Below are 17,498 nucleotides of genomic sequence, written 5' to 3'. Positions count from 1 at the left end.
AAAATGAAGCAAAGGTCTCTTTTACTGCCATTACTTTTTGCAGGCCTGTCGGCTGTTGCACAGCAACCTGTGAATCCGGTATTGGATAGCAATGCAGTAAAAAACCTTTTTTTTGCCGGCCTGAGAGAAAAGCTGAATGAAAATTATAGCAAGGCCGGTGAAAGCTTTAATAAAATATTAACCATAGACCCGAATAATGCAGCCGTGCATTACGAAATTGCGAACCTGAACTACCGGCAGAATAAGCTGGAAGAAGCAGAAGTTTCGATTAAAAAGTCGGTCGCACTGGATGCCAATAATCTTTGGTACTGGAAGCTCCTGGCCGAATTGTATAAGCGCAAAGGGAATATGGAAGGACTGGTGACGGTCTTCACGCAAATGATCCGGTTGTCGCCGGAGAATGATGCTTATTATTTTGACAAGTCCAATGCTTACCTTTTGATGGGGAAGACGGAAGAAGCCTTAAAAGGTTATGAAGTTCTGGAGCAGAAATTCGGGCCTTCAAAAGCGCTGACCGAGGCCCGTCAGAGGATCACTCTGGGGACAGGAAAAGCGGCAACGAAACAGGAAGTCGACAAGATGCTTGCGGAAGGGCAGGACGATGTTAAAGGGCTGTTGGAAATGAGTGAGTCCCTGATGGAAAAAGGACAGTATGAAACGGCTTTGCCCTTGCTTCAGAAGGCAAAAACAGTAGCTCCTGAAGAGTATGAGGTAGACCTTGCCCTTGCCGATTATTACCGGAATTCAAAAAACAGTACCGCTGCAGGACAGTCATTGAGGACGGCTTTTGCCAATTCGGGAATGCCGGCAGAAAGAAAGATCAAGATTGTGATGATGCTGGCCGGAGGAGCGGCCAGAAATAAAGCCAGGATGCAGGAGGCAGGAGAACTGGCAAAGATTATGGTTGGGGCCAACCCTTCGGATCCCAAGGCCCAGGCCTTATATGGGGATGTCTTATACCAACAGGGAAACCTTTCTGCCGCACTGGAGCAGTATCAGTCTGTGTTAAAAAAGACAGAAGACGTATACGCGGTCTGGGAACAGGTTTTAAATATCCAGACGAGCCTTGGATTATATAAAGAGGCGGTGAAAACCGGAGATGCCGCCCTGGGAATCTATCCCAATCAAGCCATCATTTATTACTATACCGCTTTTGCCTTGCACCGCGACAATCAGAACGCAGCAGCACTGAGCAATATCAAAACAGCTTTACAGCTGGATGGCGACAATAAAGACCTTCAGGCATTGATTCTGGGGTTACAGGGTGAAATCCTGATCGATGAACAGAAGTTTTCCGAAGCCAATACTGCTTTTGATAAGGCGGTAGCACTTGCACCAACGAATTACCTGTTGCTGAATAACTATGCTTTTTACCTCGCCCTGCGAAACCAGCACCTGGCTAAAGCAGAATCCCTGATTGCTAAAGCGGCGGCCGCAATGCCGGGCAACCCTTCTGTGGCGGATACTTATGCACTGGTATTACTCAAACTGGAAAAATACGATCAGGCTAAAGTATGGGCGGAACAGGCTTTACAAAATAACAGCGCTAAAAATGGACTTTACCTGGAGCATTATGGCGATATTCTGTTCTTAAAAGGAGAAAAGGAACTTGCATTGGTCCAATGGCAAAAAGCAAAGGAAGCGGGAAATGACTCTGGAATATTAAACCGAAAGATCAATGAAAAGAAATATATTAAATAAAGTACTGCTGCTGACATTGCTGGTTTGCCTGTTGGCTGCCTGTAAAACAAAAAAGAAAGTAGTGGTTGTGGTGCCTCCGGCAACGGATTCCGTAGTAGTCGATCGTAAAAAGTCGGAAACATTAAAGCTGCTGCAGCAAAAAGATGTGGCCTTTACAAGTTTATCTTTAAAAGGAAAAGCAATTCTGGACATCAACGGAACTTCGAATAATGTCAATATGAACATTCGCATCAGGAAAGATGAGGGCATTTGGGTAAGCGTTACCGGATTGATGGGAATTGAAGGTGCCCGTGCGCTGATTACCCCGGATAGCATCAAGGTGCTGAATAAATTGCAAGGGGTATACCTCAAGAAGCCCTTTAATTATGTACACCGCTTTTCGAATAAGCAGGTGAACTTTAAAATGCTTCAGGCGATCTTATCGGGAAATACCATTGGCGAGCTCATGACGGAAAGTTCCGACCTGCAGTTTGAAAACGGGGTTTGGGTGTTAGAGGGTGAGCAGGCAGAGCTGGGTTACCGTGTTTTGTTCAATACCTTAATGAAGGTTTCAGAGAACAACCTGAACGACCTGAAGTCCTGGAAAGCTTTAAAGGTTGTTTATGGAGATTATCAAAATATGAACGGTGCTTTATTTCCTACAACTTTAAGTATCAATTCGATGGCAGGTACACAGAAGATAAATCTTAAACTGGATTTTTCAAAAGTAGAAAGCAATGTTCCCCTGGAATTTCCGTTTAATGTTCCAGGTAAGTATGAAGTAATAAACTGATTTTTTTCCTACTTTTGACGCAATGAAGCTAAATAAATTACTTTTACTCCTATTATTTGTATGCTCCGCAACCATCGCCGTTGCGCAAAACAGTTCAGAGCTTAAAAGAAAAAAGGAAGCTATTCAGCGCGAAATAGAACTCTTGCAGAGAAACCTTACCAAGACTGCAAAGAACAAGAAACTTACTCAGGCCCAGATCAATGCATTAAACACACAAATCAGTTTAATGCAGAACAAGATCACGGTCATCAATTCTGAGATCAAAAACCTTGACAATCAGATTCATGAGAATACCAATACCGTAATTAACCTGAAAGGACAGCTTTCACAGCTGAAAAAGGAATATGCAGGAATGATCCGTTTTGCACAGCGCAACCGGAATGCTTACGAAAAGATGATGTTTGTCTTTGCTTCCAGTGATTTCAACCAGGCTTATAAGCGGATTAAATACCTTCAGCAATTTGGTCAATACCGTAAAAAACAGGCCGGATATATTCAGGGAACACAGAAAGACCTGAACTATAAGATCGTGGTCCTGGATAAAAATTTAAAGGAAAAAAGCAGTCTTCTGCATGAACAGGAGAATGAAAAAGATAAGCTGGGCAAGAATAAAAACGAACAGGCTCAGGTGCTGAACAAGATTAGTAAGCAGGAAAAACAATACAAACAGGACATTGTAACCCGGAAAAAACAACAGGCACAGATTGACCGGAGTATCCGTGCAGCCATTGTTCGTGAGATTGCCATCGCCAGAAAGAAAGCCGAAGAGGCGGCGAGGGCTGCAGAAAGAGCTGCGGCGGCAAAAGCTGCTGCGGAAAGGGCCGCGGCAATAGCGAAAGCCAAGGCTGAAAATAAACCAGCCCCGGTAGCAGTTGTTGCCAAGCCAAAGACAGTAACAGCGAACAGCAGTAACAACTACCTTACGGCAACTCCGGAAGCTGCAAAGTTATCTGCCGCATTTGAAAGCAACCGCGGGTCTTTACCCTGGCCGGTGGCTACAGGAACGACGACGGAAAGCTTTGGAAAGCATAAAGTTGGGCAGGCGGGTTACGATAATGCCGGAATTACCATTCAAACCAGTGAAGGTGCTGCGGTAAGATCGGTGTTTAACGGAAAAGTTACCAAAGTCGGAAATGCCCTTGGAAGGTATTACGTGCTGATCAAACACGGACAGTTTTTTACGGTTTATCAGAACCTGAAATCTGTGAGTGTAGGACAGGGAGACGAGGTGAGTACAAAACAGACGATTGGTACAGTAGCCTCATCGGGCGATATGCCGGAGCTGCAATTTCAGATCTACAGAGGGGCAGTAGCTCAAAATCCTGCAGGATGGCTTTCTGCAAAATAGAGGATTGAGCAATAAATGTTTATATTTGTATTATAGATTTAAAAAAATAGGGTAAAATGTATACAGGGACAGTATTGGAATTCTTAAATATGGGCGGAGGAGAGATCATGCTCATCCTGGCTGTAGTGCTTTTGTTATTTGGTGGTAAAAAATTACCGGAACTGGCGCGGGGCTTAGGAAAAGGAATCCGCGATTTTAAAGATGCTTCTGAAGGTGTAAAAAGAGAAATCCACCGCAACATTAATTCCGTAGGTATAGTGGACGACATTGATTCGATCATTAAAGACACGAACAGCAATGACCGTCACCACCCAAAAGAAACTAGCCTGGAAGAACAAATGTATCCTGGCAGCACAGCTGCTAAAGAAGGAATAGACTTAGATAAAAAGGAAACCCTTGCTAGTAACACGGAGAATCCTAAAATAGAAACAGATAAAACACAACTTTAACTAAAATATCATGTTAAACACAACCATATTAATCGCTGGCTTAGGTGGTGCAGAAATCGCCATTATTCTTGTTATTGTTTTACTACTTTTCGGTGGTAAAAAAATCCCTGAATTGATGCGTGGTTTAGGTAAAGGTATTAAAGAATTTAAAGATGGAAAAGAAGGTGTGGATGGTAATGGTTCTGATGTCGTAGAACAAAACCGCACCAACAAACCTTTATAGGTTTAAGTCCAATTTTAAATTTAACCTATTCTTGAAATTTGAAGAAGTATAGCTCCTTATCAGAGATACAGTCCCTTATTGCTCAAAAAAAATTAAGTTTACCTGAGCTTCTGGATCACTATTTTAAGCAAATAGAAAGTCATCAACACCTCAATGCTTTTAATGAGGTGTTTTTTTATTCTGCGGCAGCCCAGGCTCAGGCAGTACAGGAGAAAATAGATCAGGGCACTGCCGGGAAGCTGGCAGGGATGGTGATTGGTATCAAAGACAATATCTCTTACAAAGACCATGAGGTAACCGCCTCTTCCAAAATGCTGGAAGGTTTTATTTCTCCTTATTCTGCTACTGTTGTTGCACGTTTACTTGCCGAAGATGCCATCATCATCGGAAGGTTGAATTGCGACGAGTTTGCGATGGGCGGATCTAATGAGACTTCTTATTATGGCGTGGTTAAAAATGCAGCAGACACTTCACGCGTTGCCGGAGGATCTTCAGGTGGCTCGGCAGTAGCCGTTCAGGCAGACCTTTGCTTATCAGCATTGGGAACCGATACCGGTGGTTCTGTCAGACAGCCTGCCGCATTTTGCGGATGTATCGGATTGAAACCTACTTATGGGCGGATTTCCAGATATGGTGTCATTGCTTATGCTTCTTCATTCGATCAGGTAGGAACGATCACTTCGTCGGTAAGCGATGCGGCCATTTTATTGGAAGTGCTGGCTGGAGCGGATGATCATGACAGTACCGTCTCTCAAAAAGAAGTACCGGATTATAAGGCCGGTTTATTAACTGCTGGTGTAAAAAAGATTGCGGTATTAAAGGAGACACTGGAAAGTGAAGCGCTGGATCCTGAAATTAAAGCTGCGATCCTGGAAGCCATTGAACGTTTTAAAAGTCAGGGACATACCGTAACGTATGTGTCTTTTGACCTGCTGGATTACCTCGTGCCTGCCTATTATGTACTGACCACGGCAGAAGCTTCTTCGAACTTATCCCGTTATGACGGCGTCCATTATGGTCACCGCAATACGGAAGCCGGCAATCTGAACGATTTGTATAAGACCTCCAGGGCCGAAGGTTTTGGAGAAGAGGTGAAAAGACGGATTCTTTTAGGTACTTTCGTTTTAAGTGCCGGATATTATGATGCTTATTATCAGAAAGCACAGCAGGTGAGGAGATTGATCCGTGAAAGGATGGAAGCGCTGCTGGTAGATTTTGATGTGATTCTGAGCCCGGTAACACCAACACCACCTTTTAAAATCGGAGATAATATCGAAGATCCACTGGTGATGTACATGGCGGATATCTTTACGGTGCTGGCCTCTCTGACGGGAATTCCGGCGATCGCAATTCCCTTGGGCAATAATAAAGAGGGATTACCGTTAAGTTTACAGCTTATGGCAAAGCACTTTAAGGAACAGGAACTACTTTCCCTGTCCCATACATTTTTAACCTAGACCCATGTCAACCGTCATTGTCTGTGAAACCTGCATGCAAGTTTTATAGACATTGAAGACAAACAAATGCCTATGAAAATAAATGTACTTTTTGCATCATGTATTTTAGCACTAACCAGCTTTTCGGCAATTGCTCAGCAACAGGCTTTACAGATTAACGATACCATACCGGTCCCTGTCTTACCGGAAACCCCAAGCTTTTACAACCACAATTTCGGCTATAAGGCACGTCTGGATTCAATTCAGAAAATGGTGCCCCTCAGTTATAATGAACATGTGCAGAAGTACATCGACATCTATAGCGGACGGAAAGATATGATGGGGAAGATGTTAGGTCTTTCGGACTATTACTTCCCTGTTTTTGAAAAAGCATTAAAATATTATAACATTCCCGAGGAGATCAAATACCTGCCGATCATAGAATCTTCTATGAACGCACATGCGGTATCCAGGGTTGGTGCTACAGGGCTGTGGCAGTTCATGTTTGCTACGGCAAAAGATTATGGACTGAACATGGATAACTTTGTGGATGAAAGGAAAGATCCGATTCAGGCCAGCTATGCAGCAGCAGCGTATTTCAGAGATGCTTATGAGGAGCTGGGCGACTGGCTTCTGGCGATTGCAGCCTATAACTGTGGAATGGGAAATGTGAAAAAAGCAATGCTTAAAGCAGATTCTCAGGATTTCTGGGAAATCAGGGGATACCTTCCACTGGAGACCAGAAATTATGTGCCTGCATTTATTGCGGCGATCTACGTGATGAACTACCCTGGTCAGCATCAGATCCGCGCGCAGAAATCTCCTTTCGTAAAAAATACCGATACGATTCATGTGAACCGTTTCGTTTCGCTTCCTCAATTGGCGGGAGCACTGAGTATCGATGAAGATGCTTTATGTAGTCTGAACCCTTCTTATAAGAAGAAGATCGTGAACGGGACAGAACTGGAACCCAAGCGGATCATTATCCCGAAGGTGAACATGGCCCAGTTTGCACAGATCTATGAAGTGTTGAACAATACGGAGCTGGATGTGAACCCGAATGTGGTCCTGGCAGCGAATGATGACCGCAGGCGGAAGAAGAAGGTGGTAGAACGCCCTTTGGCTGCAGTTTCCTATCATAAGGTCAGACCGGGGCAGACCCTGAGTGCAATTGCGGATCAATACCATGTGGAAGTTCAGGATCTAAAAGTATGGAACGGACTCAAAGGTTCTTCCATTGTACCTGGTCAAAAACTCAAAGTTCATCACCCTCAACCTTCCAAAAAGCGAAAAATGGCTATAAAAGGCTAATAATTGCCTTTGAGTGGGATTCCTTTTTTATTTCTGGGCTAATTAAAAGATTGTAACTTTGGCCCTTTATAAATGAACTGATTTATGAGTAAAATTAACAGGAAGCAAGATGCTTTGGACTACCACTCGCAAGGGCGACCGGGGAAAATACAGGTAATACCGACAAAACCAACAAACTCTCAGAGAGATCTGGCATTGGCGTATTCACCGGGTGTAGCTGAACCTTGTTTAAAAATAGCAGAAAACACAGAAGATGTTTATAAATATACCGCAAAGGGAAACCTGGTTGCGGTAATTAGTAACGGAACAGCGGTTTTAGGTCTTGGTGATATTGGTCCGGAAGCGGGTAAACCTGTGATGGAAGGTAAAGGTCTTCTATTCAAGATTTTTGCCGATATCGATGTTTTTGACCTGGAGCTGGATACTAAAAACGTTGATGACTTTGTTAAAATAGTAAAAGCCCTTGAGCCTACTTTCGGCGGGGTGAACCTGGAAGATATTAAAGCACCGGAGTGCTTTGAGATTGAACGTCGTTTAAAAGAGGAAATGAATATTCCTGTAATGCACGATGACCAGCATGGTACTGCCATTATCTCTGCTGCAGCATTGATCAATGCCTGCGAATTGCAGAAAAAGAAAATGGATAAGATTAAGATTGTGGTAAATGGTGCCGGTGCTGCCGCGATTTCCTGTACCCGTCTTTATGTTTCTTTAGGTGCTAAAAAAGAAAATATTGTGATGTGCGACCGTAGTGGCGTGATCCGTGACAACAGGGCTAACCTGGATGCCATTAAAGCTGAATTCGCGACTTCAAGGGAATTGAATACCCTGGAAGATGCAATGAAAGATTCTGATGTGTTCATCGGTCTTTCTTCTGCGGATTGTGTAACGGTAGAGATGTTGAAATCGATGGCTAAAAACCCGATCGTCTTTGCGATGGCAAACCCTAACCCGGAGATTGCTTATGAACTGGCCATCAGTTCCCGTAAAGACCTGATCATGGCTACCGGACGTTCTGATTATCCTAACCAGGTGAACAATGTACTGGGCTTCCCGTACATTTTCAGAGGGGCATTGGATGTAAGGGCTACCAGCATCAATGAGGAGATGAAAATTGCTGCAGTGAAAGCTATTGCTGAACTGGCTAAGAAGTCTGTTCCTGAGGCTGTAAACATGGCTTACAACGAAAAGAATATTAAATTCGGTAAAGACTATATCATTCCAAAACCAGTGGATTTGCGTCTGATGACGAATGTATCTACTGCAGTAGCTAAAGCAGCAATCGAATCTGGTGTTGCCCGCAAAATCATCACCGACTGGGATGCCTATACAGAAGAGTTGAAACAACGTTTGGGAATGGATGATGCCATCATGCGTGCCATCACCAACAAAGCGAAGTCTGACCCTAAACGTGTGGTATTTACAGAGGCTGATAATTACAAGATCCTGAAAGCAGCTCAGATTGTGAAAGACGAAAATATCGCCATTCCGGTTCTGTTGGGAAATAAAGAAATCATCAATAAAATTATTGAAGAGAATGCTTTGGAGCTGGAAGGCGTGGAAATCATGGATCCTTTCTTAGAGCCTGAGCGTATGAAAAAATATGCGGAAGCTTTGTATCAGAAGAGACAGAGAAGAGGGGTGACCTTGTTTGAAGCGAATAAGTTTTTGCGCGACAGAAATTACTTCGGTGCTTCAATGGTAGAATTTGGTGAGGTAGATGCGATGATCTCTGGTCTGACCAAGAATTATGTGTCTACGATTAAGCCGGCATTACAGGTGATCGGTACGGAACCAGGTGTAAACCGGGTTGCAGGAATGTACATGATGATGACCAAGAAAGGACCTGTATTTTTTGGGGATACGACAGTCAATGTAGACCCTACAGTAGAGGAATTGGTAGACATTACTTTATTGCTGGAACGTGCGGTACGTAAGTTTAATATTCAGCCAAGAATTGCCCTGCTTTCCTACTCAAACTTCGGTTCAAACGAAGGTGTAGTCCCTGAAAAAGTAAGAAAAGCAGTGAAAATTCTTCATGAAAAGCACCCTGACATTATCGTAGATGGCGAAATGCAGGGAAATTTTGCAATTAACAATTCTTTGCTGAAAGATAACTTTCCTTTTAGTAGCTTAGTAGATGCTCCTGCAAATACTTTGGTATTCCCGAACCTGGAGTCCGGAAATATCGCTTATAAATTGTTGCAGGAATTAGGCGGTGCTGAAGCGGTAGGTCCAATTCTACTGGGATTGAACAAACCTGTTCACATTGTTCAGTTGGGCAGCTCGGTTCGTGAGATTGTAAATATGGTCACTTTAGCAGTTCTTGATGTTCAGTCGAAAGAACAGGAGGCAAACGCTAAAAAAGGTGGTTTATTAAAAAGAATAACTAAGAAATAGGAATTATGTATGAATATATTGATGGTAAGCTGACCTTTAAATGCCCCGCTTATATTGTTGTGGAGGCCGGAGGAATTGGTTACCATATCAATATTTCACTGAATACTTATAGCAGTCTGGCCGATGTGGAACGCTGCAAGGTGTATACCTGGCTCCACGTAAAAGAAGATGCACATACTTTATACGGATTTGCAGATGAGGGAGAGCGCAGGCTCTTCCTTCATCTGATCTCTGTTTCCGGAATCGGACCCAATACGGGAAGGATGATGCTTTCTTCTATCACGCCTACAGAAATTCAAACGGCTATTGTGAATGGTGATTTACCTTTAATCCAGCGGATTAAAGGAATTGGTGTAAAATCTGCACAGCGTTTAGTGCTGGAACTGCAGGACAAATTGAAAAAAGAAGGAACCGGGTCTCTGATCGCGGCGCCTCTGAATAATACTGTTAGAGAAGAAGCTTTATCTGCCTTGATGATGCTGGGGTTTGCAAAACAACCTGCAGAGAAATCAATTGATAATGCAGTGAAAAACGGTGGTGTAGACTTATCAGTAGAACAAATGATTAAAATAGCTTTGAAGAACTTATAACTTTCCCCTTGAAAACCAGATTAACGCTCCTTCTTCTTTTTTTTCTCTGCCTTGGCGGACAGCAAGCATTTTCTCAAACGGGAACACCGGGAAAAAAAACAGACACCCTCAGAAATTCCTTTAGTCTAAAGGAAAAACAACGATTAGGTCTTAGAAACCTGAACAATTCTTTTCAACCCCTTCCGGATAACGTGAAGCGGGAAGTCGAATACGATGCGAAGAATAAAAGATACATCATCCGTCAAATGATCGGTAACCGTCTTTTTGCGCCTCCACAATACCTGACGATTGAAGAATATCAACGCCTGGTCAACAGCGAGATGAAAAGAGACAACTGGCGGATGTACTCCAGTGAAGAATTAAATGAAGTCAGAAAAAATGGATTCATTCCCAGCCTTAAAATCAATAGTAAGGCTTTTGAACGTATTTTTGGTGGCACAACGATAGATATCCAGCCTCGTGGAGAGGCCGAACTGACCTTTTTGGGCCGGATCAATAAAAACGAAAACCCGCTCTTCAATGAGCGTCAGCGTGTGCAGTCGAATTTTGATTTTAACCAGCGGATCCAGATGGATGTGATCGGAAATATCGGGACGCGGATGAAGATCAATATGAACTACAATACCGAAGCTCAGTTTGACTTTGAAAACCAGGTGAAACTGGATTATACCGGTGGAAAAGACGACATCATCCAGAAGATAGAAGCGGGAAATGTAAGCTTACCGCTGAACACGACGCTGATCAACGGAACACAGGCCTTATTCGGGGTAAAAACACAATTGCAATTCGGAAAACTGAGCGTGAGCTCGGTCTTCTCTCAGCAGAAGTCCCAATCCCGTGAAATCCGGATCAATAATGGCGCACAGCAAAATGAATTCAGACTGAGTGCAGACAATTACGAAGCAAATAAACACTATTTCTTAGCGCAATACTTTAGAAATAACTACAATAAAACACTGGCTACGCCACCCACAATTACTTCGGGTGTGCTCATTACCAAAGTGGAAGTCTGGATTACCAATAAAACAGGAAATACCCAGGATTCCAGGGATGTACTCGCTTTTATCGATCTTGGTGAAAATGCGCCTTACAACCCGGCGATCCCGGGAGGAGGCTCAGTATTGCCTTCCGGTTTTGACAATCCGCAGTTTCCAAGAGCATCCAATACCTTGCTTTCCCAATTGCCACCTGACGCGAGGCAGACCAATTCTAATGCCGTGATTGGCTTCTTTGCCGCTAACGGAGGGACAGACAATTATGCGAAATTAACTTACGCCAGAAAGCTGGCCGACAGGGAGTATACTTTCCATCCTCAACTGGGATACATCTCATTGAATAATGCATTGAATACGGATGAAGTACTTACCGTTGCTTACCGTTATACCTATCGTGGTTTGGAATATCAGGTGGGAGAATTCACGACAGATGTCTCTTTTGATCAGGGATCACCAAAGGTTTTGTTTACGAAATTACTGAAGAACGAAACGACAAAAGTGAAACTGCCTACCTGGGACCTGATGATGAAAAACATCTATTCTATCGGTGGTTACCAGATCAGTCCGATGAATTTTAAACTGGACATTTTCAGGATTGATGATAAGACAGGGGTAGAAAAACCATACATTGATGAGGGGGAGAAACTGGATGCTGACCGGAGGCCACTGAAGAATAAACAATGGATTCAGATTGTTGGTTTAGATCGTTTAAATCAGCAGAAGGAGCGAAGCCCGGACGGGATCTTTGACTTTGAATCAGAAAATAAGCCTTTCGGAACTAACCAAAACATTGCTTTCAATACACCTGTTAACAACAATAACAATACTGGTGGAAACACAAATGGTTCCAATACCAATCTGAGTAATTTCTCTACGAATACCAGTAATGGTTATGTGACCATAGATCCTTTGAACGGAAGGATTATCCTTCCTTTGATCGAACCTTTTGGTAAGGATCTTGCCGATCAGTTTAGTCCTGCAGAACAAGCGCTGATCGACAAATACACCTATACCGCTTTATATGATTCGACCAAGGTTATTGCACAGCAGTTGTTCACGAGACAAAACCGCTATGTCATTAAGGGAGCTTATCAAAGTCAGGTTGCCTCAGAGTTTAGCTTAAATGCGATCAACGTTCCTGAAGGATCGGTAAAAGTATTTGCCGGAACGATCCCCTTGCAGGAAGGTGTGGATTATACCGTGGATTACCAGGGCGGAAGGGTTAGAATCCTGAATACCGCAGTTCTGATTTCCGGTCAGCCGATCAAGATCTCTACAGAAAATAATGAGCTTTTTGGTTTACAGCAGCGTTCCCTGTTTGGAACCCGTCTGGACTACAAGGTGAACAATAAGTTGAATTTGGGAGGTACGATTATGAACCTCACTGAAAAACCACTTACCCCAAAGGTAAACCTTGGGGAAGAGCCCATCTCAAACACGATGTGGGGACTGGATCTGAACTATAGCTCGCCTTCCAGGTTCTTAACAAAGCTGGTGGATAAGTTGCCTTTTATTTCTACAAAAGTACCGTCCAGCTTTAGTTTCTCCGGAGAGTTTGCACAACTGGTTCCGGGACACCCTTCAGCGCTGAACTTCGGTGGCAAGAAAGGTGGGGTAAGTTACCTGGACGATTTTGAGGCATCACGCTCGGTGATCGACCTGAAAAGTGCAGTAGCATGGCAGTTGTCTGGTACACCTCAGATGTTCTCTGAATCTTCGAGGATGGACGACCTGAGCTATGGTTTCAACAGGGCACTGATTGCTTTTTACAATATTGATCCTATCTTTTACAACCGGACGGATGCGACGCTTCCTTCGGCATTGAGGAACAACAAAAACGAACTTTCCAATCACTATGTGCGCCAGGTGATCGAACAGGAGGTGTTTCCTTTTAAAGAAATCGGAACGGGGCAACCATTTGCTTTGCCAACTTTAGACGTTGCTTTCTATCCGACGGTCCGCGGTCCGTACAATTATACGCCAACAGGTTTTGATCCTACAGGTGCATTGAATAATCCACGCAGCCGTTGGGGTGGTTTGTTCAGGAGAATTGAAACCAATGACTTTGAAGCTTTGAACATTGAGTTTATAGAGCTTTGGGTAATGGATCCCAATATTTATAAACCGAATTCTTTGGGTGGTGACCTATATTTTAACATTGGTAACATCTCTGAGGATATCCTGAAAGATGGACGTAAATCATTGGAAAATGGTTTACCTGCAGATGGCGATCCTTCCAAATTTGATGAAACGAATTGGGGAAGGGTTCCAAAATTACAGCCGGTAGTTCAGGCATTTGACAACGATCCGAATGCGAGAAAAGCACAGGATGTGGGTCTTGACGGAATGGGTAACGCGGATGAACAGCGAAAATTTGCGACTTTAATCAACCAGATCAAAGGGCAGTTAAATCCGGATGCTGCAGCTAAAATCCAAAATGACCCTTCTTCTGATGATTATACCTATTTCAGAGGGCCGGATCTTGACCGTGAAAATGCAGGGATCTTAAAACGTTATCAAAAATATAACGGAACAGAGGGAAACTCTAAAACCTCACAGCAGTCGCAGGCCGACCTGGGTGTAGAAAATTCTGCTTCTACTTCTTTACCTGATGGCGAAGACATCAACAGGGATAACAACATGACCCAGTCTGACGAGTACTTTGAATACAAAGTCTCGATGCGTCCGGCTGACCTGGTCGTGGGACAAAAATACATTACCGATAAAGTGACTTCACAGGTGAAGCTTGCGAACGGACAAACACAAGCTGTGACCTGGTATCAGATCCGTATCCCATTGGCACAGCCGACAAATGTTGTTGGAGGAATTCAGGATTTTAAATCAATCCGTTTCATCCGGATGTTCATGACCAATTTCGCAGATACTACGGTATTGAGGTTTGGAAAGATCCAATTGGTAAGGGGTGAGTGGAGACAATACAATGCCAGTAATGAAGCTTCAAAAACAATTGTTGATCCTGCTTTGGGAACGATCAGTCCTGATCAGTCGAAGATTGAAGTGGCAACAGTGAATATTGAAGAAAATGGTAAACGGACACCGATCCCTTATGTGGTTCCTCCGGGGATTGAAAGAGAACGTGATTTCAGTAATTATCGTGGCGATACCCGTCAGAATGAGCAGTCTTTATCGGTAACGATCAAAGATCTGAAAGATGGTTATGGCCGTGCAGCATTTAAAACTGCCTTTAATGATTTCAGGTCTTACAAACATTTGGAAATGTACATCCATGCTGAGGCCTTAGGATCAAACATCTTAAATGACAATGACCTGAGTGCATTTTTACGTATTGGTACAGACAATCAGGACAACTACTATGAGTATTCGCAGCCTTTAAAGGTAACGCAGCCGGGAACGAATGATCCGAACAACATTTGGCCTGACTATAACAAAATGGACATACAGCTGGAGCTTTTCCAGAAAGCGAAACTCGCGAGAAATAATGCGAAGACAGCTACAGGTGCACCATGGCCAATTAACATTCCCTTTAACTATATAGTAAATGGTAAAGTGATTGTGGTAAAAGGGCAGCCGGATATGAGTAAGGTCAGGGTTTATATGCTGGGGGTAAAGAACCCATATAAAAACGTAACCGGAAATGACGACGGACTGGATAAAAATGCGATCATCTGGTTTAATGAGCTTCGCTTAACAGAGTTTGATGAGCGCGGAGGCTGGGCAGCTACTGCCAGGCTAAGTGCGAAACTGGCTGACTTTGCAGACGTGAACGTCTCAGGAAGCAAGTCGACGATCGGATTTGGTTCTCTGGAAACCCGTGTGAGTGAAAGAAACAGGGCAGACAATGTCTTCTTTGACATTTCTTCGAGCATGGAGCTGGGTAAATTTTTCCCTAAGAAAGCAGGGATTAAGGTGCCGATGTTTGTGAGCTATTCCAGCCAGGTAAGTACCCCTCAATACAACCCGAGCATGCCGGATATTGAATTGAAAAATGCACTGGATGCTGCCACCAAATCGCAGAGGGATTCTATTTTGAACTTTGCACAGGACTTTACCACCAGAAGCAGCATCAACTTTACCAATGTAAGAAAGGAAAGAACCAATCCGGAGCAGAAGCCAAAGATTTGGGATATAGAAAACTTTAACGTCAGCTATGCGTATACCAAGTATTCGCACCGCGACTTTATCGTAGAAAACAATTTCCAGAAAACTTACCGCGGTTCCCTGGCTTATAATTATGCAGGACCGGCAAAAACCTATGAGCCTTTTAAGAAGCTGATCAAGTCGAACACACTGGCGCTGTTAAAAGATTTTAACTTTAGCCTGATGCCAACGGCCATTAATTTCAGGATTGATGTAGACCGCTTCTATTCGGAAAACAGTTTGAGAAACAATGATCCGATGAATTCTATTCCGGTGAATACCACGTTTAACAAAAACTTCCTGGTATCGAGGGTGTATGGAATTGCCTGGAACCTGAGTAAATCGCTGACACTGGATATTGATGCCACGAACTATTCGATCATCGATGAGCCTTATGGAAGAATTGAAGGATTGAAAAGAGATACTTTATGGCAGAACATGATGAGGTTGGGCAGAACTACTGATTATAGCCATAACCTGAACGTAACCTATGCGTTGCCAATTAACAAGATTCCAGGTTTGGACTGGATCAATGTGGCCACCCGTTATGGTACAAACTTCAACTGGCAAACGGAACCACTTTCTACTTTGAGAGATCCGAATATCAATCTTGGAAATACGGTTCAGAACTCGAGAACGATACAGGTCAATCCGACTTTTAACCTGGCTTCACTTTACAATAAATTTGGTTTCGTAAGGAAATCGGGCAGTACTGCTGCGGATGCGAAACAAACGGGTTCGGGGGTATTGATCGGATTGTTGACCAGTATTAAAAATGTAGTGGGTGCTTATACCCAAACCAAAGGGATCTTCCTGCCAGGGTATTTGCCGAAAACAAATATTTTCGGGATAGACAATGCCACAGGTGCACCGGGATTGGGATTTGTTTTGGGAAGTCAGCGGGACATCAGGGAAGAGGCATTGAGGAACGGTTGGATTACGACGGATACTTTGCAATCTCAGCTGTACATCAATACGATGAGAGAAGACCTGAGCTTAACGAGTTTAATTGAGCCGGTCAAAGACCTGACCATTACACTGACTGCGAACAGAAATAAGACGATGAATTATTCTACGAATTTCAGGTATGATGACCTGAGCAAAGGATTCCAGAATTTCAGTCCTTTTACCACGGGTGATTACAGCATTTCCTTCATTAGTCTGGGAACGGCATTTTCAGAAAAATCAGGAGCTGCGGTATCCAAATTGTTCGGCGAGTTTATGGCGAACAGACAGGTAATCTCTCAGCGCCTGGGAGAACTGAACCCGAATTCCTCAGGAATCAGGGGTGGAGGATATGCAGATGGTTATGACAAGAACTCACAGGATGTGGTGATCTCCGCTTTTCTTGCGGCCTATTCCGGAAAGAGTGCATCTTCGGTCAGCCTGAACTCTATGCCTAAAATTCCATTGCCAAACTGGCGTTTGAATTACAGGGGCCTAACCCGGATTGCTTTCCTTGCCGAGCACTTCAGCTCTATTGATTTAAGACATTCTTACCGCTCAGTATACAGCATCAACAGCTTTAACTCTTTATTGAAATACGAGGAGCGTAATGGCGGGGTTAGCAGCAGGGATAAAGACAATAATTTCCTGCCGGAATTACAATATGCCAGGGTGACAATTGCAGAGCAGTTCTCTCCGCTGATTGGAATAGACACCCGGTTAAAGAATAACCTGACGGCAAACTTTGAGATTGGAAGGACCCGTTTGTTGGGGCTGAGTATGGCGAACAGCCAGCTGTCGCAGTTAACAGAAAACAACCTGGTCTTTGGTTTGGGTTACCGCACCACGAAGTTCAGGTTCCCTTTCGGATTGTTTAAACAATTGAAGATGGACAACAATATGGACTTTAAACTGGATGTTGCGGTGAGGGATAACAAAACGGTGATCTACCGCGCTGATGTTGCAGAGGCGGAGGTTTCTTCGGGAGCAAAGAACATTACTTTAAGGCCGAGCGTGGATTATATCTTGAACCAGCGTTTTAACGTAAGGGTGTTCTATGATTCGAATATCACTAAACCTTATACATCACAGACATTTAATACCTCATTCAGCAACTTTGGATTTAGTTTGAGGGTAACGCTGAATTAGGCCCGTTTTTCTTTTGTCGCCATTTAACGCGCATGTATTTTCTCAGAAAAATAGATGCGC

The 17,498-nt window shown here is 43.6% G+C and carries 10 protein-coding genes; all 10 read left to right on the top strand.

Going from position 1 to position 17,498, the window contains the following annotated elements:
• The first annotated feature begins 3 nt into the window (after window positions 1-3).
• Window positions 4-1,701 carry a tetratricopeptide repeat protein gene (locus tag DBR43_RS23510; protein ID WP_124585432.1) on the top strand — a complete coding sequence of 566 codons (1,698 nt, stop codon included), beginning with the start codon at window positions 4-6 and terminating at the stop codon, window positions 1,699-1,701.
• The gene (locus DBR43_RS23505) at window positions 1,679-2,473 is read left to right on the top strand and encodes a DUF4292 domain-containing protein (protein ID WP_124585430.1); all 795 of its coding nucleotides are present in this window, start codon (window positions 1,679-1,681) and stop codon (window positions 2,471-2,473) included. Before DBR43_RS23510 ends, DBR43_RS23505 begins: the two co-directional genes overlap by 23 nt.
• A 22-nt stretch (window positions 2,474-2,495) precedes the next feature.
• Window positions 2,496-3,821 (top strand): murein hydrolase activator EnvC family protein, encoded by a 1,326-nt coding sequence (locus DBR43_RS23500; RefSeq protein ID WP_124585428.1) that lies wholly within the window; start codon window positions 2,496-2,498, stop codon window positions 3,819-3,821.
• A 56-nt stretch (window positions 3,822-3,877) separates the two neighbouring features.
• Window positions 3,878-4,270 (top strand): twin-arginine translocase TatA/TatE family subunit, encoded by a 393-nt coding sequence (gene tatA, locus DBR43_RS23495; RefSeq protein ID WP_124585426.1) that lies wholly within the window; start codon window positions 3,878-3,880, stop codon window positions 4,268-4,270.
• 10 nt (window positions 4,271-4,280) lie between these two features.
• Window positions 4,281-4,493 carry a twin-arginine translocase TatA/TatE family subunit gene (locus DBR43_RS23490; RefSeq protein ID WP_074608439.1) on the top strand — a complete coding sequence of 71 codons (213 nt, stop codon included), beginning with the start codon at window positions 4,281-4,283 and terminating at the stop codon, window positions 4,491-4,493.
• 38 nt (window positions 4,494-4,531) lie between these two features.
• Window positions 4,532-5,950 carry an Asp-tRNA(Asn)/Glu-tRNA(Gln) amidotransferase subunit GatA gene (gene gatA, locus DBR43_RS23485; RefSeq protein ID WP_124585424.1) on the top strand — a complete coding sequence of 473 codons (1,419 nt, stop codon included), beginning with the start codon at window positions 4,532-4,534 and terminating at the stop codon, window positions 5,948-5,950.
• A 72-nt stretch (window positions 5,951-6,022) separates the two neighbouring features.
• Window positions 6,023-7,240, top strand: coding sequence for a lytic transglycosylase domain-containing protein (locus DBR43_RS23480; RefSeq protein WP_124585422.1), 1,218 nt, complete (start codon window positions 6,023-6,025; stop codon window positions 7,238-7,240).
• Between the two features lie 84 nt (window positions 7,241-7,324).
• Window positions 7,325-9,640, top strand: a complete 2,316-nt coding sequence (locus tag DBR43_RS23475) for an NADP-dependent malic enzyme (RefSeq protein WP_124585420.1) — start codon at window positions 7,325-7,327, stop codon at window positions 9,638-9,640.
• Window positions 9,641-9,645: 5 nt separating this feature from the next.
• The gene (ruvA, locus tag DBR43_RS23470) at window positions 9,646-10,230 is read left to right on the top strand and encodes a Holliday junction branch migration protein RuvA (protein WP_124585418.1); all 585 of its coding nucleotides are present in this window, start codon (window positions 9,646-9,648) and stop codon (window positions 10,228-10,230) included.
• Window positions 10,231-10,238: 8 nt separating this feature from the next.
• Window positions 10,239-17,438 carry a cell surface protein SprA gene (sprA, locus tag DBR43_RS23465; protein ID WP_124585416.1) on the top strand — a complete coding sequence of 2,400 codons (7,200 nt, stop codon included), beginning with the start codon at window positions 10,239-10,241 and terminating at the stop codon, window positions 17,436-17,438.
• Window positions 17,439-17,498: the final 60 nt, after the last annotated feature.

This window comes from Pedobacter sp. KBW06 (genome assembly GCF_003852525.1).
Lineage (GTDB): Bacteria > Bacteroidota > Bacteroidia > Sphingobacteriales > Sphingobacteriaceae > Pedobacter.
Note: the sequence above shows the minus strand (reverse complement) of the source record. Positions and strands in the feature narration are given on the sequence as shown.